Below are 17,444 nucleotides of genomic sequence, written 5' to 3'. Positions count from 1 at the left end.
GCCCTCTCGGGTGGGAGTGTCGCTGGTGAGCCGTATACCTGAGAGTCATATTTATGCCTCAGAGGTATATCGCTTACCGGAGCGACACCCCGCCGACGGGCGTTACCCGCGCGCAGGGCGAAGTCGGGACGGATGCTGATCGCGCGGCTTAAGGCGGTTACGGCCGCTCGGGACACTCCGCGACGAAGGCGCGCCAGGCTGCCGGCCCGAAGGTCAGAGTTATGCCGTCATGGTCCTTGGTGTCCCGGACCAGTACGACGCCCGGCAGGTTGTCGGCGACCTCGACACAGTTGCCACCGTTCGTCCCGGACTTCGTCGACTTGCGCCAACGGGCGTCAGTCATGTCCATGTCTTCGCCGCTTCCTTGATCAGATCTAGAGAGGGCCGGCGGGGGAGCGCGTCCCGAAGTACGGCCTCCCACGTCTTTTGGAGCGTAGCAATCTCGCCAGCGGCGCTAACGGTCTGCGATCGCACCTGGTAGTCCGCATGCCCGATGACCGTGTCGTCGGGCATCGTGGCGAGGATGAACCCGCCTTGAAGGCCAGGGTAGAGCCCCGCATCATCCGGCACGACATGAATTTGCACGTGCGGCAGTTCGGCGACAGCCGCGAGGTGTTCGAGCTGTTCACGTATCAGCGTGCGGTTATCGCTTACGGTCCGCCGAAGCACTGCCGAATCAAGCACGATCACCACGTGAGGCGGGTCCTCGCGATGAAGTACCGCCTGCCGGTCCATACGCGACCGGACCCGTCGCCTGGTTTGGTCAACAGTGAGAAGCCCACCGGCTTGAAGTGTCGCCTGCGCATATGTCTCGGTCTGCAGAAGCCCTGGGACGAAGGCCGGCTCATACCACCTCAGGGCCTTCGCCTGCTCCTCGAAGGTGATCCACTCCCGCAGCCACACGGGCGCCAAGTCGAGTGCGGAGAGCCGTTCGAGCAGCCGTACGAAGATTCCGCCCGTCTTCAGGGCCTTATCGATGGCTGCTACGTAGTCGCTGGTAGGCGGGCGGGTACCGGTCTCTACGGCGCTGACATGAGTGCCGGAGTAGCTGATAAACCTGCCGAATTCGTCTTGATTCATTCCCCGCGCGGTCCGCGCGTGGCGCAGCTCGTCGAGCAGGATTTCCGCCGCCGTAATGCTCACGTTCCCCAACCCTCCCCCAACATGTCAACCCGGCCCCTCGTCGTTCCTCAGCAGCGACAACGCATCCCGCCGACGCCGCTCCACCAGGGTCGATTCGCTATCGAGGTTAGGCGGATATCGAGAAGAGTTCCATGAACAGGACCGCTCCTGGAGAACTAGCCGGAACGGTCCCTCTGGATCTGCGGATAAGGGGAAGCCCGTGCCCAACAACGAGCTCGCGTCTGCGCGAAGGGTGAAGTCGGGCGATGTCTTGCACCTGACCCGCGCCGCGAGTGTCCAGTTCCTCCGGCCGATCTTCGTCCGCGTGATCCGGCTTCCCGACTGGGTGACTTATGACGGCTGGCTCTGGATTGAGGGCTACGAGTTGGGCCCGAAGGGCGAGGCGGTCGTTCGGCGGTCGCTCTTCGTCCAGGTGGCGGGGCTGATCTGGCAGGACGCTCCGGCACCGGCCGCCCGGCCGACGGCCCACCGGCCGGTACGCCGTGGACCGGTGAGGGTCGGATGACCGCCCGCCCTCGAACGCACCTGCCGATGCGCCCCGCGTGGCTGTGTCGCAACTGCGCCGCGCCTTGGCCCTGCGGTCCGGCTCAACTCGACCTTGTTGCCGAGTTCTACGGTCACTCGATCGCTCTGGCGTTCTACCTGGCCTCGTCGATGCAAGAGGCTGTCGACGACATGTACGGCCTGGGCGGTCGCCCGGATCTCGCCGTGATGCACGCCCGCTTTCTCGGATGGCTGTCCCTGGCCCGCCGATCGCGCCGAGCCAATCGCTGTGCAGGAAAGGGTTCCCTGTGGAGGCCGACGGGTGACTGCTGATCAGGTCAGGTCGGCCAGGCAGGTCCAGTGGGATGCCACCGGTCGGTAGCCCAGTCGGGCGTTGATCGCGAGCATCGGCCCGTTCGCCTCGTCGTTCGAGGTGTACGCGACGCGCACGCCGTTCGCGGCGGCCCGGTGCAGCGCCGCCTCCTTGGCCAGTCGGGCCAGCCCTCGGCCCCGGTACGCCGGGACGCTGCCGGTGTAGTCCGACCACATCCGGTCACCGTCCCGCTTTACCAGGCTGAAGGCGACCACCGCACCATCGACCTCGGCCGCCGTGCTGGCCGCCTTGTCCAGCCCGAGGTTGTTCCACACGTCGTACTGCCAGCTCTGGTAGCTCTTCGCGTCGACCGGCACATCGCCCGGTTCGTCGACGGCCGAGGCCACGTCCGCCGCGTACAGAAGGTGCGGGTCCAGGTCGGCGATCGGGCGCAGCCGCACACCCGGAGGCGGTTCCGGTAGCGCAGGTGCCGGATTCAGGTCGAGCGCCGAGTAGCGCACCTCCCGACTGGGCTCGTAGCCGTGCTGCCTGGCGTACGGCAGTGCATCGGGCTGTGCCATGGCACGCACCCGGCGGATTCCCAACGGGCGGAGGTAGTCGGTCGCGGCGGTCAGCAGGGCGGTGCCGATGCCCCGCCGCCGGTGCTCCGGGTGCACATGCAGCAGGTTGATGCCACCGAAGTTCGCCGCCGATGTGGTGCCGATGCGTTCGGCGGACACCCAACCGACCACCTGGTCGTCGACGTCAGCCACGAAGGCGGTCCAATCCTCCTCGGGTGGCGGCTCGGCGATCATCTTCCGGGTCGACTCGACGCCGCGCACCAGATACGGGTAGACCATTGCCCGCAGCGCCACCACGGCTGGGGCGTCGTCGGGCTGCGCCACACGAATCCGCATGTCAGGCCCCCATCCGTACGGCGGCGACGGCCTCGACCTCGACGAGCTGGTCCGTGTAGCCGAGCACGGCCACCCCGAGCAGGGTGCTGGGCGGATCGTGGTCGCCGAAGGAGTCCCGGACCACCTCCCAGGCCTTGACGAGATCGGCCTGCTCGGACGACGCGACGTACACCGTGGTCTTGACCACGTCGGTCAGTCGGGCACCGGCGGCCCCGAGGGCGGTCTCCAGGTTCGCCATCACCTGCCGGGCCTGCGCGGCGTGGTCGCCCGGCGCGACGGTCCGACCCTCCGCGTCGAGCGGGCAGGCGCCGGCGGTGAAGACCAGCCGGGCGGGCGGCTCGACGGTGGCTGCGTACGCGTACTCGGCGACGTCGGAGAGTGCGGGGACAGGCAGCAGCGCGACAGGATCCGGCATGCCGGCGAGGCTAACGAGGATCGGGTGCCGGGGCGACGCATTAAGTTGCGACGGATCTTGCGAGCGCGGCGCCGCGCCAGCTGGCGCGGCCGGTCAGCAGGCTGAAGGCGGGCCACCTTCCCGTCGACCTCGGCGGCGCGATCCGCCCACCTGCGCAAAACACCCAAATCCCTCATTTGCGACCTGAGACCGACTAACTTTCATAGTCGGTACGAAACCTCTTCATCAACCACAAATCATGGGGGAAACATGAGAGCAGCACTCGTCAAACTCGTCGCCACCGGTGTGGCAGCCGGTGCGTTCCTGGCCGGGGCGGCGAGCGCCGCCCAGGCCCAGCCGACCCAGCCGCCCCCGCCGAGCACGATCGACATCAACCCCGGCAACGTCCCCACGACAGCGGCCGCCTTCACGCAGAACTGCGATCCGAACCTCGGGGGCGGGCCGTTCCCGAACCAGGACGTGTGGGTCTTCAACCTGCCGGGCAACCCGCAGACCTCCGGTCAGTTCCTCACGGTCACGGGCACCTGGAGCATCCCGAACAACGGCACCGTGAGCCGGACCATCCCGGTCGACGGCGGTGCGATCGTCAACGACATGGGCACCAGTAAGGCGTGGATCCGGCTGCCCGCCGGATGGACGTTGATCGACGCCACTGCGGTGATCACCGGTACGGCGGAGTTCTTCGTGCTGACCCAGACCTGTGCCGCCAGCGGTCAGCCGACCACGCCGCCGCCCACCACCCAGCCGCCGACGAGCGCGCCGCCCACGACCACCGCGCCGCCCACGGCCAAGCCGACGAAGAGCGAGTTGCCGATCACCGGCGCGTCGGCGGGCAGCCTGCTGCCCATGGCCATCCTCGGCCTGGGTGCGGTGGCGCTCGGTGCCACGTTCATTGCCGTACGCCGTCGGCGGGACGCGGAGGGCTGATCGTCAGCACCGCAGCGGACACGGACCCTCCGGCCGTGTCCCCGGGGCCCTCCTCGTCGAGGAGGGCCCCGGGCTACGCCGAGTCGCGCAGGATCAGCTCGGTGGGGAGCATGACCACCGGTTCGATGGTCTCCCCGGCGGCCAGGCGGAGCAGCTGCCGGGTCATCTGGCGGCCGAGCTCGACGATCGGCTGTCGGACGGTGGTCAGCGGTGGCTCCGTGTACGCGGCGGTCTCGATGTCGTCGAAGCCGACCACCGCGACGTCCTCCGGCACCCGCCGGCCGGCCTCGCGCAGCGTCCGCAGGGCGGCGTGCGCCATCAGGTCGGAGGCGGCGAAGACGCCGTCCAGGTCGGGGTGTTCAGTGAGCAGCCGGTGCATCGCCGCCGCCCCGGACTCCCGGGTGAAGTCGCCGACGGCGACCAGCTCGGGCAGCCCCGCTTCGGCGACCGTGGTGCGGTAACCGCTGAGCCGTTCGATCCCGGCGACCATGTCCTGAGGCCCGGCGATGGTGGCGATCCACCGACGGCCGCTGTCGATCATGTGTCGTACGGCCGCGGTCACCCCGCCCACATGGTCGACGTCGACGTACGGCACGGGCACGTCGCCGAGCGGCCGGCCGCTGCACACCACTGGAATGCCGAGCCGGGCCAGCGTGCCGGGCAGCGGGTCGGCGCCGTGCAGCGAGGCGAAGAGCACCCCGTCGACGTGCCGGCCGGTGGTGTACCGCTCGACCCGCTGATGCCCGGCCGGCGAACCGGCGAGCATCAGCACCAGTTGCTTGTCGGCCGCCTCCAACTCCTGGCTGACGCCACGGATGATGCCGGGGAAGACCTGGTCGTCGGAGAAGACCCGGGTGGCCGCCTCCGGCATGACCAGGGCGACCGAGTCGGTGCGCTGGGTGACCAGGCTGCGGGCGGCGAGGTTGGGCACGTACCCCAGTTCGGCGACCGCGCGGGTGACCGCCTCCCGGATCGGCTCGGCGACAGTGGTGGAGCCGTTGACCACACGGGACACGGTGGCCCGGGAAACCCCGGCCCGCGCCGCCACCGCCTCGAGCGTCGGCCGCTGCGCCGTCGTCATCGCGCCTTCCCCCCCCGCTCGTCACAGCCCGTTCCGGGAGATCACCTCCTGGTACCACCGGGCGCTGGCCTTCGGTGTGCGCCGCTGCGTCAGGTAGTCGACGTGCACGATCCCGAACCGCTTGCGGTAACCCTCCGCCCACTCGAAGTTGTCCAGGAATGACCATACGAGATAACCGCGCAGGTCCACGCCCCGGGAGATCGCCTCGTGTGCGGCACGGAGGTGCCCGTCGAGGTAGGCGATGCGATCGGAGTCGATCACCTGTGCCGGCCCGTCGGGCGAGTCGGCGTCGGGCTTGTCGGGGAACGCCGCACCGTTCTCGGTGATCAGCAGCGGTACCCCGGGGTAGTCGGTGGCGATCCGCTCCAGCAGCCGGGTCAGCCCGGCCGGCTCGATCATCCAGCCCATGTCGGTGAGTGGCCCGGTCGGCGGCAGGAAGTGCACCGCGCCCTCGGTGCCCGGGTATGCGCCGTTACCGGCACCGTCGGGCCGACCCGCCACGTAACTGGGTGCGTAGTAGTTGATCCCCAACAGGTCGATCGGGGCGGCGATCAGCTTCTCGTCGCCGTCCCGGATGAACGTCGGCTCGACGATGCGTGCCACATGCTCCCGGACGTCGTCCGGGTAACCGCCGGCCAGCAGCGGGTCGAGGAAGATCCGGTTGTGCAGGCCGTCGACCAGACGCACCGCGGCGGCGTCGGCCGCGCTCCGGGGATCGGCCGGACGCACGTCGGCCGGATTGACGGTGACCCCCACGCTGCGCGCGCCGGCCGCACGCAACGCCCGCGCCGCGAGGCCGTGCCCGAGCAGCAGATGGTGTACGGCCGTGAAGGCGGCCGCCGGATCCTGCTCGCCCGGGGCGTGCACCCCGTTGCCGTAACCGAGGTAGGCCGAGCACCACGGCTCGTTGAGCGTGGTCCACACGTCCACCCGGTCGCCGAGGCGGGCGTACACCGCGGTGGCGTACGTGGCGAAGTGCTCGGCGGTGTCCCGGTTGGTCCAGCCACCCCGGTCGCCCAGGGCCTGCGGCAGGTCCCAGTGGTAGAGAGTGACGATCGGGTCGATCCCCCGGTCGAGCAGTGCGTCGGTGAGCCGGTCGTAGAAGTCCAGCCCGCGCGGGTTGGCCGGCCCGGTGCCGTCCGGCTGGATCCGCGGCCAGGAGACCGAGAACCGGTACGCCCGCAGCCCCAGCTCGGCCATCAGCGCCACGTCGTCGGCGTACCGGTGATAGTGGTCGCAGGCGACGTCGCCGGTGTGGCCCTGGTACACCTTGCCCGGCGTACGGCTGAAGGTGTCCCAGATGGACGGACCGCGACCGTCGTCGCGGGCCGCGCCCTCGATCTGGTACGCGGCGGTGGCCGCCCCCCAGAGGAAGTGTTCGGGAAAACGGAGTTCGTTCACGCCTTGACCGCACCTTCCATGATCCCGCCGATGATCTGCCGGCCGAACACCACGAAGACCAGCAGCAGGGGCAGTGTCGCGATGGCTGTCCCGGTGAACACCTGCGACATGTCCTGGTAGTACCCGTCCGACAGTGCCCGCAGGGAGAGTTGCACGGTCGGATTCGCCGGGTCGTTCAGCACAGCGTACGGCCACAGGAAGTCGTTCCAGGTGGTCATGAACGTGAGCAGGCCGAGCACGGCGGCGGCGGGGCGTAGCGCGGGCAGCACCACGTGCCACCAGATCCTGGCGGTGCCGCAGCCGTCCATCCGGGCGGCCTCGATCAGTTCGTCGCTGACCGCCTGGCCGGCGTACTGCCGCATCATGAAGACCCCGAACCCGGTGACCAGGGCCGGCACGATCACCGCGGGCAGCCGGTCGTTCCACTGCAGCCGGGTCATCAGGAGATACAGCGGGATCACGCCGAGCTGGGTCGGCACCATCATGGTCGCGATGATGACCAGCAGCAGCGCGTTGCGGCCGCGGAACCGCAGCTTGGCGAAGGCGAAGCCGGCCAGGCTGGAGAAGAACACCACGGACACGGTGACGGTGGTGGCCACGATCGTCGAGTTGATCAGCCCGGTCAGGAAGTACGCGTCGGTGTTGTCGAACAGCCGGGCGATGTTGGCTCCCAGGTTGCCGCCGGGCGTCATCGGGGGCGGCAGTTGCCCCATCGCGTCGCTCGATCGGCTGGCCACCACGAACATCCACCAGATCGGGAAGACCGACAGGCCGGCGGCGACGACCAGGGCCAGGTAGGTGAGCGGGCTGGCCCGCCAGAGCCGGCTCATCGCGCCGCTCCCTTCCGGGTGCCGGTGCCCGATCCGCCGCCGAGCCGGCGTAGGACCAGGACGTTGACCGCCGCGACGATCGCGATGAGCGCGAAGAGCAACCAGGCCACGGCCGAGCCGTACCCGAAGTTGTAGTGCGGCGCGAAGGCGTTCTCGAACATGTACATGGTCAGCGTCTGCGACTCGCGCATCGGTCCGCCCCGGATCGGGTTGGTTCCGGAGTGGAACAGTCGAGGCTCGGTGAAGAGCTGCAACCCGCCGATGGTGGCGATGATGGCGCAGAAGATGATCGTCGGCTTGAGCAGCGGGACGGTGATCGACCAGAACTGCCGGGCCCGGTTCGCGCCGTCGATGGACGCCGACTCGTACAGGTCTCGGGGGATGGCCTGCATCGCGGCCAGCAGGATCAGTGCGTTGTAGCCGGTCCACCGCCAGTCGACCATGGCGGAGATGGCGACCCAGGAGGCGAAGCGGTTGGACTTCCAACCGATCGGGTCCACCCCGACCATGTCGAGCAGCCAGTTGACCATGCCGAACTCACGGCCGAAGATCACCCCGAAGACGATCGCCACCGCGGCGGTCGACGTGACGTTGGGGACGAGCACCGCCATCCGCCAGCCGGTGCGGGCCCGCAGGCCCCGGTTGAGCAGGTTGGCCAGCCAGAGCGCGGCGAGCAGTTGCGGGACGGTCGAGATGACGAAGATCCCCAGCGTGTTGACCAGCGCGTGCCAGAAGTCGACGTCGGCCAGCAGTCGGGTGTAGTTCTCCGCCCCGACGAACGGGTGGTCGGTGCCGAGCAGGTCCCAGTCGTGCAGCGAAACCCAGAAGGTGTACGCCAGCGGGTAGACCCCGAAGACCGCGAAGAGCAGGAAGAACGGGGCGATGTAGAGGTACGGCGAGAGCCGGGTGTCGAGCCGGCTGAACCGACCCGGCGAACGCTGGGGTGCCGGTACGACCGGTGGTCGGGCGTCGAGCTGGACGGTCATGCCCGGGGACTCCTTTCCGCCGTGCGGGCGGGACTCCGGTCGCCGGAGCCCGCCCGCACGCTGGTTGGGCTACTTGGCGGCGGCCTTCTTCGCGTTGGTCACCGCGTCGGTCCAGCCCTGCGTGGCGCTGCGCTGGCCCAGCTCCACGGTCCGTACGGCGTTCTCCACCTCGGTGCGGACGGCCTGGTTCTTCGGGCCCATGTAGACCGGCTTCAGGCTCTTCGCCCCGGTACCGAAGATGGCCCCGACCGGTGCCCCCGAGAAGTACGCGTTGGTCGCGCCGGTGATCGCCGGGTCGTCGAGGGCCTGCGGTGAGGAGGGCAGCGGGCCCTTGGCCTTGAACGCCCCGATCTGGCCCTTGGCGCTGGTCAGGAACTTGACCAGCTCGATCGCCTCGGCCTGGTGCTTGCTCTGCTTGGGCACGGCGAGGTGTGACCCACCCCAGTTGCCGCCGCTGCCGGGCACCCGGGCGATGTCCCACTTGCCCTGCGCGGCTGGGCCGGCGTTGCCCTCGATGACGCCGGTCATCCAGGCGGGGCAGGCGATGGTGGCGAACTTCGACTGTTTGAAGGCGGAGACCCACTCCTCCGACCAGGAGCCGTACTTTCCGGAGAGGCCCGAGTCGATGATGTCCATCGTCGTGTCCCAGGCCTGCCGTACCGCCGGGTTGTTGTCGACGACCAGGTTGCCGCTGGTGTCGTAGTAGCTGTAGCCGGTCGTGTTTCCGGCGGTCTGTAGCAGGATGGTGTTGAAGGTGTTGGTCGCCGCGTCGAGGAAGGACGCCCCGGTCTTCGCCGCGACGAACCGCTCCCCGGTGGCGATGTAGTCCTGCCATGTCGGCCAGAGTTGGGAGACCGCGTCCCGCTCGGTGGGCAGGCCGGCCTTGGCGAAAAGGTCCTTGCGATAGCAGATGGCGATGCCGCCGACGTCGGTGCCGAGGCCGATCAGCTGCTTGCCGTCGGCGGTCAGCCCGGCGTTCCACTTCCACTCCAGGAAGTTGCCCTTGAGGTCGGCGGCGCCGTGGTCCAGCAGGTTGACGAAGTTGCCGGGGTTCGCCTTGTACTCGACCATCAGACCCTCCTCGATGGCCACCACGTCGCCGGCACCCCGGCCTGCGGCGAGCCACTGGGTCAGTTTCGGTGAGTACTCGTCGAGGTTGGTCCCGGTGCCGCGCTCGACGATCTTCACGTCGGGATTCGCGGCCATGTACTCCTGGTAGAGCTGCTCGTAGCCGAACTGGCCGAAGACGTCGACGGTCAGGGTGACGGGCCCGTCCCCGCCCTGCTCGTCGCCACCACCGCAACCGGCGGTGACGAGCAGGGCGGTGGTGGCGGCGAGGGCCACCGCGGCGAGGCGGCGGCGCGGGAAGACAGCCATGAGGTTCGACCTCTCTCAAGGTGGTCGGGTGGTGGCAGACGGCTAAGAGAGCGCTCTCACGACAGGGTGGTAGGTGCGCCCCGCCCTGTCAAGAGAGCGCTCTCTCTGATCTGCCGACTCGACCATGACGCGAACGAGGGCGTCACCCCGGTGGGATGACGCCCTCGTCGAGGCCGCTGCGGTCAGCCGACGCGCAGGCCGTCGAGCAAGCCACGGTCGCCGGCGACGTCCAGCGTCTCGAAGCTCACCCGACCCCAGAGCGCCAACAGCAGGTCGCTCGCGGTGCCGCTGACCTGCGCCCGGGCGTGGTGGTCGTCATGGTCGAAGATGGTCGCGGTGTCGAGCAGCGCCACCCCCTCGCCGCGCAGCCGCAGATACCACTCCTGGGCCGCGTCGGTCGCGGAGAGCTGCACCACCCCGTGCCACTCGCCCGGCACGCGCCGCCGGCCCGCGGGCAGCCAGGTGTCCAGCACCTCACTCACCCCGTCGGCCGCGAGCTTCGCCTCCACCGGGTCACCGGCCGCGATGGCGAGCTGGGCGTCCCAGCGGTGCACAGCCGTCTCGTGCGCCATCCGACGCGGCCAGAAGCCAGCCTTCTTCGGCTGCGGGGCCCAGTTCCACGCCGGCGCCTCCGGGTCGAGCCCGTCGAAGAGGGTCATCAGCCGGTCGTACCCCTGCTGCCAGAACTGGAGCGGGCTCACGCCCGGGTCTGCCTCGACGCGCTTCGGGGGCTGGGTGGTCAGGCCGGAGCCGGCGAACGACGAGACCCAGTGGTAGATGCCAGCGAGGTGCAGGGTGGCGTCGTTGACCGTCCAGCCCGGACGGGACAGCACCGGTGTCTCGGGCGGCGCCTCGGCCACCGCCGCAGCGAAAGCAGGACCCTCCGTCCGGAGCGCCCCGATCCAGAAATCCTTGCTGCCCTGCAGTCTGCTCATCGCCATCCTCCCGGGGGTGCCGGGCGACCAATGGGTGCCACGGCTATCACTCAGCCTAAGGTGAAAGGCGTGCCAGACGCCTACGCCCAGCCGACAACCGAAGCCGATCGTGCCATCCCTGGTCCACTGGCCAGCTACACCACTCTACGGATGGGTGGGCCGGCCGACCGGATCGTGGCCGCCAGCACTGCCGACGAGATCGTCCAGGCGGTCCGGGCCGCGAACGAGCCGATCCTGATCCTGGCCGGCGGCAGCAACGTGGTGATCGGCGATGCCGGCTTCCCCGGCACCGTCGTCCTGGTGCGCTCCCGAGGGCTACGGGTCGTCGCCGAGGACGCCGGGTCGGTCACCGTACGGGTCGAAGCCGGCGAGCCGTGGGACGACCTGGTCGCCGCCACGGTGGCCAACGGCTGGGCCGGGCTGGAGTGCCTGTCCGGCATCCCCGGCTCGACCGGCGCCACCCCGATCCAGAACGTCGGCGCGTACGGCCAGGAGGTCGCCGAGACCATCACCGGGGTCGAGGTGTACGACCGGGTCGAGGCCACCCGCCAGGTCATCCCCGCCGCCGACTGCGGGTTCGCCTACCGGGGCAGCATCTTCAAGTACGGGGACCGCTGGGTGGTGCTCTCCGTCGACTTCCGGCTCACCCGGTCCCCGCTCTCCGGCCCGGTGCGCTACGCGGAGCTGGCCAGGGCGCTCGGTGTCGAGGCGGGCGACCAGGTGCCACTGGCCGACGCCCGAGCAGCGGTGCTGCGGCTGCGCGCGGGTAAGGGCATGGTGCTCGACCCCGCCGATCCCGACACCCGCTCGGTCGGCTCCTTCTTCACCAACCCCGTGCTCGACCGGGCGACGTACGACCTGCTCCTGGAGCGCGCGGCCGAGCTGGGCGACCCGCCCGCCTGGCCGGGAGCCGACGGCATGGTCAAGGTGAGCGCGGCCTGGCTGATCGACAAGGCTGGCTTCACCAAGGGGCACCCCGGCCCGGACGGAGCTGCCATCTCCAGCAAGCACACCCTCGCACTCACCAACCGCAGCGGCACCGCGAAGACGGCAGACCTGCTGACCCTGGCCGCCACCATCCGCGACACCGTGCACACCCGCTTCGGCGTGACCCTCCACCCCGAGCCCGTCCTCATCAACTGCACCCTCTAACCCGCCCCGCCCCCGCCTGACCACTCCGCCGATCTTGCACTTTCTGTCGTCGATTTGTCGCCTTGCAGCCCGTTATATCGGGTCTGTGGATCTAACGGTGTTTCCGGCCTGACCCGCCAGGCGTTGTGCCTGGTGAGGAGGGTGCCGTGATGACCGCGACACTGAACGACCAGACCGGACGTAAGAAGCGGCCTGAGCCATCGGCTGAGGCGAAGGCCGCGGCCGAGTTGGTCCGGGCGGCCAAGGAACAAGGGCTGTCCCTGACCGGCCCGGACGGGCTGCTCAAGCAGTTGACCAAGTCGGTCCTGGAGACCGCGCTGAACGAGGAGATGACCGAACACCTCGGCTACGAGAAACATGAGTCGGCTGGGGTGGAGTCGGGCAACATCCGCAACGGCACCCGCTCGAAGACGGTGCTGACCGAGGCCAACGGGCCGGTGCAGATCGACGTGCCGCGGGACCGGGCTGGCACGTTCGAGCCCCAGATCGTCCGCAAGCGGCAGCGCCGCCTGTCCGGGGTCGACGAGGTCGTGTTGTCGCTGTATGCCAAAGGGCTGACCACCGGAGAGATCAGCGCTCACTTCGCCGAGATCTACGGCGCCTCGGTCAGCAAGGAGACCATTTCGCGGATCACCGACAAGGTGATCGAGGAGATGACCGACTGGTCCCATCGCCCGCTGGATGCGATTTACGCGGCGGTGTTCATCGACGCGATCGTGGTCAAGGTCCGCGACGGGCAGGTCGCGAACCGGCCGTTCTATGCCGCGATCGGGGTCACCCTCGACGGGGAGAAGGACATCCTCGGGCTGTGGGCTGGCACGGGTGGTGAGGGCGCGAAGTTCTGGATGAGCGTGCTGACCGACCTGCGTAACCGGGGCGTGAAGGACGTGTTCTTCCTCGTCTGCGACGGCCTCAAAGGCCTGCCCGAGGTCGTGACGAACGTGTGGCCGCAGACGGTGGTGCAGACGTGCATCATCCATCTGATCCGCAACACCTTCCGGCTCACGTCGCGCAAGTACTGGGACGCGCTGAAGCACGACATCAAGCCGATCTACACCGCAGTGAACGCCCAGGCGGCCCGCGCCGCGTTCGACGACTTGGCGGAGAAGTGGGGCAGGCGGTATCCGGCGGTGATCCGGTTGTGGGACAACGCGTGGGCCGAATTCATCCCGTTCCTCGACTACGACGTGGAGATCCGCAAGGTGATCTGCTCGACCAACGCGATCGAGTCGTTGAACGCCCGCTACCGACGGGCCGTGAAGGCCCGTGGCCACTTCCCCAACGAGCTGGCCGCGTTGAAGTGCCTGTACCTGGTGACTCGGTCCCTGGACCCCACCGGAGCAGGCAGAACCCGATGGACGATGCGCTGGAAACCCGCGTTGAACGCCTTCGCCATCACCTTCAGCGACCGCTTCCCCGCCGCTGAAACCTACTAACCAAGATTGCCGAAAACACCGTTAGCGAGACAGCCCCGTTATATCCCGACGGAAACTGCAAGATCGCGGGGGCGGGCGGGCGGGCGGGCGGGCGGGCAGGGACGGGGGCGGGGGCGGGGTTGGGGTGACGGTGGGTGGGTTAGGGGAGGGGCCAGGGGAGGGTTAGTTCGCCCTGGCGCCAGCGGGTGGGGCCATTGAGGATGGGCCAGCCGGTCTCGCGAAGGCGAGTCACCGCTCTCAGCCAGCGTTGGCGGGGGCCGAAGGTGGCGTAGGGGGCGGCGGCCTGCCAGGCGTCGTCCAGGGCGCGGATCAGATCGTGCACCGGCTCACCGGGAACGTTGCGGTGGATCAGCGCCTTGGGAAGCCGCTCGGCCAGCTCAGCGGGGCTGCCCAACGTGGTGAGCTTCGCGGCCAAGGTCAGCGTCCGTGGACCGTCGGCGTCGATCAGCAGCCAACTGGCGAGCCGACCCAACTCGTCGCACGTGCCCTCCACGAGCACCCCACCCGGGGCGAGCGCGGCCGTCATCGTCCGCCAGGCGGCGGGCACGTCACTCTCGTCGTACTGACGTAGCACGTTGAACGCGCGGACCAGGACCGGCCGGAGCCCGGCCAGCTCGAACCCGCCCCGGGCGAACGTCAGCCCGGGTGGGTCGGCGGCCGGTGTCGCGGCGGCCACCCGGGCCGGGTCGATCTCCAGCCCGACCAGCCGTACGTCTGGACGAACCCCCGCCGCGAGCCGAGCGCGCAGTTCCACCGCGGTCACCGGGGTGGCGCCGTAGCCGAGATCGACCACCAGGGGATCGGCCGCTGCCAACAGCCGCTCCGCGCAGGAAGCGACGATCCAGTTGTCCACCCGACGCAGCCGGTTCGGGTTGGTCGTCCCCCGGGTGACCACACCGAGCGGTCGGTGTCGTGCCGCGCCGCTCACTCCTCGCGCTTCACTGGCGGTCTCTGTTCGCGACTGCGGGGCTCGCAAACCCGGCTCACTCCTCGCGCTTCACTGGTGGTCTCTGTTCGCGACTGCGGGGCTCGCAAACCCGGCTCACTCCTCGCGCTTCACTGGTGGTCTCTGTTCGCGACTGCGGGGCTCGCAAACCCGGCTCACTCCTCGCGCTTCACTGTCCGACCCGGTGCACCTTGTGCTGCGCCGCCTGCGCCCGCGGCCGGACCACCAGCCGGTCGACGTTGACGTGCTCCGGGCGGGTGGCGCACCAGGCGATGCAGTCGGCGACGTCCTCGGCGACCAGCGGCCCCGGCACCCCGGCGTAGACGGCTGCCGCCCGTTCCGCGTCGCCCTCGAAGCGGACCAGCCCGAACTCGTCGGTCTTCACCATGCCCGGGTCGATCTCGATCACCCGCAGCGGTCGGCCGCACAGTTCCAGACGGAGCGTGCCGGCGATGGCGGTCTGCGCGTGCTTCGCCGCCGTGTAGCCGCCCCCGCCCTCGTACACGGTCAGGCCGGCGGTGGAGGAGACCACCACGATGGTGCCGGAGCCGGACGCCTCCAGGGCCGGCAGCAGGGCCTGGGTGACCCGCAGCGTGCCGAGGACGTTGACGTCGTACATCCACTGCCAGTCGGCGACCGAGCCGGACTCCACCGGGTCCAGCCCGCGCGCCCCGCCGGCGTTGTTGACCAGCAGGGTGACCGGCCCGGGTGCCTGGGCGGCGGCCTCGGCCAGCCCTGCCACCGACTCGTCCGAGGTGATGTCGCAGATCACCGCGGTGGCCTGCCCGCCAGCGGCGGTGATCTCGGCGACCAGGTCGGCGAGCCGATCGGCGCGGCGCGCGGCGGCGAGCACGTGGAAGCCTTCGGCGGCGAGCCGGCGGGCGGTGGCCGCGCCGATCCCGCTGGAGGCTCCGGTGACGATGGCGACAGAGGTCATCCCGACATTGTCACCCCGGCCGTGGAGCCGGGCTGGACCGGGCGTGAGAGTCGCATCGGTGGGCGTCGGGTGATGAGGTCCGTCACCCCGGCGGGCCGCGCTGGGGAATTTCCGAAGCCCGATGGGGAAGATGGCATCCGGCGTACAGGTTGACCGAGAAGCGCCGGTCGTGCGGGACGGCATCAACCGTGACAAAGGAGCGGATGTGGCGGAAATGCACACCGGTGTCGGTCGTCAGCGAGGTGCCCGACCGTGGCCTCGGCCTCGCCGTATCGCCACCCTGTCGGTACACACCTCACCCCTGCACCAGCCCGGCACGGGCGACGCCGGCGGAATGAACGTCTATATCCTCGAGGTCGCGCGGCGACTCGCCGAGGCCAACGTCGAGGTGGAGATCTTCACCCGGGCCACCTCCGGCGACCTGCCCCCGGTGGTCGAGATGGCGCCCGGCGTGCAGGTCCGGCACATCACCTCCGGTCCCCTGGAGGGCCTCACCAAGGAGGAGTTGCCCGGCCAGCTCTGCGCCTTCACGGCCGGGGTGCTGCGCGCCGAGGCATCCCGCCCGCCCGGGCACTACGACCTGATCCACTCCCACTACTGGCTTTCCGGGCAGGTCGGCTGGCTGGCGAAGGAGCGTTGGGGGGTGCCGCTGGTGCACACCGCGCACACCCTGGCGAAGGTCAAGAACGCCCAGCTCGCTGCCGGTGACCGGCCAGAGCCCAAGGCCCGGGTGATCGGTGAGGAGCAGGTGGTCGCCGAGGCGGACCGGTTGGTCGCCAACACCCGGGTCGAGGCCGCCGACCTCCTTGATCGGTACGACGCCGATCCGGCCCGGGTCTCCGTCGTGCAGCCGGGCGTCGACCTGGATCGGTTCCGGCCCGCTCCGGGTGGTCGGGCCGCGGCTGCCCGCAAGGCTCGCCGCCGGCTGGGGCTGCCGGCCGACGGGTACGTCGTCGCCTTCGTCGGTCGGATCCAACCGCTCAAGGCCCCCGACGTGCTGATCCGCGCGGTCGCGGCCCTGCGGGAGCGCGACCCGGCGCTGGCCGACCAGGTGACCGTGGTGATCTGCGGGGGACCCAGCGGCAGTGGGCTGGACCGGCCGACCGCGTTGATCGAGCTGGCCGCCAGGCTCGGAGTCAGCGACGGAGTGCGGTTCCTGTCGCCGCTCACCGGGGACGACCTGCCGGCCCTGTACCGGGCGGCCGATCTGGTCGCGGTGCCGTCGCACAACGAATCCTTCGGGCTCGTCGCCCTGGAGGCGCAGGCCTGCGGTACGCCGGTTCTGGCGGCCGCCGTCGGCGGGCTGGTCACCGCCGTGCGGGATCAGGTGAGCGGGGTGCTGATCGACGGGCACGACCCGGTCGACTGGGCCGCTGCGCTGGGCCGCCTGCTGCCGGACCCGGCCCGCCGCGCGACGCTCGCCCGGGGCGCCGAGCAGCACGCCCGGCACTTCTCCTGGGATCGCACTGTCGCCGGCCTGCTCGGTGTCTACGGGGAGGCGATCGCCGCACACCGCAACCGCCTCGCCGCCGATCTGGCGGCCGATCCGGCGCTCTCCTGCTCCTGGTGACCTGGGGCGCCGGTCGACGCCCGGTGCGTCGGCCGGGTCGGTCGTAGAGTGGGTCCGGTGAGCCCGAAGAGCGATCTTGCGACCCTGATCGAGTCGGTCTGTGCCGAACGGGACCTGGCCTGGGAGTCGACCGGCCCCGGCTCGTACGCGGTGACCCTGCCGGGCACCCACAAGCTCAAGACGGTCTGCAACCTGATCGTCGGTGAGCACGCGTTGCGGATCGAGGCGTTCGTGATGCGCCAGCCGGACGAGCGCCGTGAGGAGCTGTGGGCCTGGTTGTTGCAGCGCAACGCCCGGATGTACGCGGTCTCCTTCTCCACGGACGCGGTCGGTGACGTGTATCTGACCGGGCGGGTCAACCCCGCTGGTGTGGACGCCGACGAGTTGGACCGTCTGCTCGGCGCCGTGCTCACGTACGCCGACGAGTCGTTCGACACGATGTTGGAGATCGGCTTCGGCAGTTCGATCCGGCGGGAGTACGAGTGGCGGGTCAAGCGTGGTGAGTCGACCGCCAACCTGGCCGCGTTCGCCCATCTCTTCGCGCCCTCCGGCTCCGGCCCCGACCCGACCTGATCGATCGGCCCCGACCCGGCCT

At 69.8% G+C, this 17,444-nt stretch carries 18 protein-coding genes; 6 read left to right on the top strand and 12 right to left on the bottom strand.

The genetic code is table 11. The features are described from left to right. Positions 1–157 precede the first annotated feature (157 nt). Both ACQEUX_RS24940 and ACQEUX_RS24935 read right to left on the bottom strand, forming a co-directional pair. Positions 158–349, bottom strand: coding sequence for a DUF397 domain-containing protein (locus ACQEUX_RS24940; protein ID WP_433052925.1), 192 nt, complete (start codon positions 347–349; stop codon positions 158–160). Continuing rightward, positions 340–1,152 carry a helix-turn-helix domain-containing protein gene (locus ACQEUX_RS24935; protein ID WP_433052922.1) on the bottom strand — a complete coding sequence of 271 codons (813 nt, stop codon included), beginning with the start codon at positions 1,150–1,152 and terminating at the stop codon, positions 340–342. The genes ACQEUX_RS24940 and ACQEUX_RS24935 overlap by 10 nt, the downstream gene beginning before the upstream one ends. 190 nt (positions 1,153–1,342) lie before the next feature. Between ACQEUX_RS24935 and ACQEUX_RS24930 the strand changes: the two genes are divergently transcribed. Continuing rightward, positions 1,343–1,648, top strand: coding sequence for a hypothetical protein (locus tag ACQEUX_RS24930; RefSeq protein ID WP_433052919.1), 306 nt, complete (start codon positions 1,343–1,345; stop codon positions 1,646–1,648). Between the two features lie 311 nt (positions 1,649–1,959). On the opposite strand, the gene ACQEUX_RS24925 is transcribed toward ACQEUX_RS24930, so the two are convergent. Then, positions 1,960–2,856, bottom strand: a complete 897-nt coding sequence (locus ACQEUX_RS24925; protein ID WP_433052916.1) for a GNAT family N-acetyltransferase — start codon at positions 2,854–2,856, stop codon at positions 1,960–1,962. 1 nt (position 2,857) lies between these two features. Further along, positions 2,858–3,271: a RidA family protein gene (locus tag ACQEUX_RS24920; RefSeq protein WP_433052913.1), complete on the bottom strand. Its 414-nt coding sequence runs from the start codon at positions 3,269–3,271 to the stop codon at positions 2,858–2,860. A gap of 249 nt (positions 3,272–3,520) precedes the next feature. On the opposite strand from ACQEUX_RS24920, the gene ACQEUX_RS24915 reads away from it, so the two are divergent. Then, entirely contained in the window at positions 3,521–4,198 is a 678-nt protein-coding gene (locus ACQEUX_RS24915) for an LPXTG cell wall anchor domain-containing protein (protein WP_433052910.1), read from the top strand. A gap of 73 nt (positions 4,199–4,271) precedes the next feature. On the opposite strand, the gene ACQEUX_RS24910 is transcribed toward ACQEUX_RS24915, so the two are convergent. From ACQEUX_RS24910 to ACQEUX_RS24885, 6 genes are all read right to left on the bottom strand, one after another. Further along, a complete protein-coding gene (locus ACQEUX_RS24910; RefSeq protein WP_433052907.1) occupies positions 4,272–5,279 on the bottom strand; it encodes a LacI family DNA-binding transcriptional regulator in 1,008 nt (335 codons plus the stop codon). Positions 5,280–5,300: 21 nt separating this feature from the next. After that, positions 5,301–6,680, bottom strand: coding sequence for a GH1 family beta-glucosidase (locus ACQEUX_RS24905; RefSeq protein ID WP_433052904.1), 1,380 nt, complete (start codon positions 6,678–6,680; stop codon positions 5,301–5,303). Further along, a complete protein-coding gene (locus tag ACQEUX_RS24900; protein ID WP_433052901.1) occupies positions 6,677–7,510 on the bottom strand; it encodes a carbohydrate ABC transporter permease in 834 nt (277 codons plus the stop codon). Before ACQEUX_RS24900 ends, ACQEUX_RS24905 begins: the two co-directional genes overlap by 4 nt. Continuing rightward, the gene (locus ACQEUX_RS24895; protein WP_433052898.1) at positions 7,507–8,496 is read right to left on the bottom strand and encodes a carbohydrate ABC transporter permease; all 990 of its coding nucleotides are present in this window, start codon (positions 8,494–8,496) and stop codon (positions 7,507–7,509) included. Before ACQEUX_RS24895 ends, ACQEUX_RS24900 begins: the two co-directional genes overlap by 4 nt. Positions 8,497–8,565: 69 nt before the next feature. Next, entirely contained in the window at positions 8,566–9,873 is a 1,308-nt protein-coding gene (locus ACQEUX_RS24890) for an ABC transporter substrate-binding protein (protein ID WP_433052895.1), read from the bottom strand. Between the two features lie 182 nt (positions 9,874–10,055). Further along, complete coding sequence (locus ACQEUX_RS24885; protein WP_433052892.1) at positions 10,056–10,808, bottom strand: maleylpyruvate isomerase family mycothiol-dependent enzyme; 753 nt, start codon at positions 10,806–10,808, stop codon at positions 10,056–10,058. Positions 10,809–10,877: 69 nt separating this feature from the next. Here ACQEUX_RS24885 and ACQEUX_RS24880 point away from each other — a divergent pair, with 69 nt between their 5' ends. Together ACQEUX_RS24880 and ACQEUX_RS24875 are read left to right on the top strand one after the other, a co-directional pair. Beyond that, positions 10,878–11,960, top strand: a complete 1,083-nt coding sequence (locus ACQEUX_RS24880; protein WP_433052889.1) for a UDP-N-acetylmuramate dehydrogenase — start codon at positions 10,878–10,880, stop codon at positions 11,958–11,960. A 149-nt stretch (positions 11,961–12,109) separates the two neighbouring features. Then, positions 12,110–13,396: an IS256 family transposase gene (locus ACQEUX_RS24875; protein WP_433040727.1), complete on the top strand. Its 1,287-nt coding sequence runs from the start codon at positions 12,110–12,112 to the stop codon at positions 13,394–13,396. Positions 13,397–13,535: 139 nt separating this feature from the next. On the opposite strand, the gene ACQEUX_RS24870 is transcribed toward ACQEUX_RS24875, so the two are convergent. Together ACQEUX_RS24870 and ACQEUX_RS24865 are read right to left on the bottom strand one after the other, a co-directional pair. Further along, the gene (locus ACQEUX_RS24870) at positions 13,536–14,324 is read right to left on the bottom strand and encodes a class I SAM-dependent methyltransferase (protein ID WP_433052886.1); all 789 of its coding nucleotides are present in this window, start codon (positions 14,322–14,324) and stop codon (positions 13,536–13,538) included. A gap of 187 nt (positions 14,325–14,511) precedes the next feature. Continuing rightward, on the bottom strand, positions 14,512–15,279 hold the full coding sequence (locus ACQEUX_RS24865; RefSeq protein WP_433052883.1) for an SDR family oxidoreductase: 768 nt from the start codon (positions 15,277–15,279) through the stop codon (positions 14,512–14,514). A gap of 205 nt (positions 15,280–15,484) precedes the next feature. Between ACQEUX_RS24865 and mshA the strand changes: the two genes are divergently transcribed. Then, a complete protein-coding gene (mshA, locus tag ACQEUX_RS24860; RefSeq protein WP_433052880.1) occupies positions 15,485–16,849 on the top strand; it encodes a D-inositol-3-phosphate glycosyltransferase in 1,365 nt (454 codons plus the stop codon). A 57-nt stretch (positions 16,850–16,906) separates the two neighbouring features. Then, positions 16,907–17,422 carry a YbjN domain-containing protein gene (locus tag ACQEUX_RS24855; RefSeq protein ID WP_433052877.1) on the top strand — a complete coding sequence of 172 codons (516 nt, stop codon included), beginning with the start codon at positions 16,907–16,909 and terminating at the stop codon, positions 17,420–17,422. The last annotated feature ends 22 nt before the right edge of the window (positions 17,423–17,444 follow it).

It is taken from the genome of Micromonospora sp. CA-259024 (assembly GCF_050936255.1).
Classification (GTDB): domain Bacteria; phylum Actinomycetota; class Actinomycetes; order Mycobacteriales; family Micromonosporaceae; genus Micromonospora.
The sequence above is the reverse complement of the archived record's forward strand: the minus strand, read 5'-3'. Positions and strand labels throughout refer to the sequence as shown.

What these genes read in the sequence shown, in the direction of transcription:
- ACQEUX_RS24940 (WP_433052925.1), bottom strand. Translation starts at nt 349, where the DNA reads ATGGACATGACTGACGCCCGTTGGCGCAAGTCGACGAAGTCCGGGACG.
- ACQEUX_RS24925 (WP_433052916.1), bottom strand. Translation starts at nt 2,856, where the DNA reads ATGCGGATTCGTGTGGCGCAGCCCGACGACGCCCCAGCCGTGGTGGCG.
- ACQEUX_RS24920 (WP_433052913.1), bottom strand. Translation starts at nt 3,271, where the DNA reads ATGCCGGATCCTGTCGCGCTGCTGCCTGTCCCCGCACTCTCCGACGTC.
- ACQEUX_RS24915 (WP_433052910.1), top strand. Translation starts at nt 3,521, where the DNA reads ATGAGAGCAGCACTCGTCAAACTCGTCGCCACCGGTGTGGCAGCCGGT.
- ACQEUX_RS24910 (WP_433052907.1), bottom strand. Translation starts at nt 5,279, where the DNA reads ATGACGACGGCGCAGCGGCCGACGCTCGAGGCGGTGGCGGCGCGGGCC.
- ACQEUX_RS24900 (WP_433052901.1), bottom strand. Translation starts at nt 7,510, where the DNA reads ATGAGCCGGCTCTGGCGGGCCAGCCCGCTCACCTACCTGGCCCTGGTC.
- ACQEUX_RS24895 (WP_433052898.1), bottom strand. Translation starts at nt 8,496, where the DNA reads ATGACCGTCCAGCTCGACGCCCGACCACCGGTCGTACCGGCACCCCAG.
- ACQEUX_RS24890 (WP_433052895.1), bottom strand. Translation starts at nt 9,873, where the DNA reads ATGGCTGTCTTCCCGCGCCGCCGCCTCGCCGCGGTGGCCCTCGCCGCC.
- ACQEUX_RS24885 (WP_433052892.1), bottom strand. Translation starts at nt 10,808, where the DNA reads ATGAGCAGACTGCAGGGCAGCAAGGATTTCTGGATCGGGGCGCTCCGG.
- ACQEUX_RS24875 (WP_433040727.1), top strand. Translation starts at nt 12,110, where the DNA reads ATGACCGCGACACTGAACGACCAGACCGGACGTAAGAAGCGGCCTGAG.
- ACQEUX_RS24865 (WP_433052883.1), bottom strand. Translation starts at nt 15,279, where the DNA reads ATGACCTCTGTCGCCATCGTCACCGGAGCCTCCAGCGGGATCGGCGCG.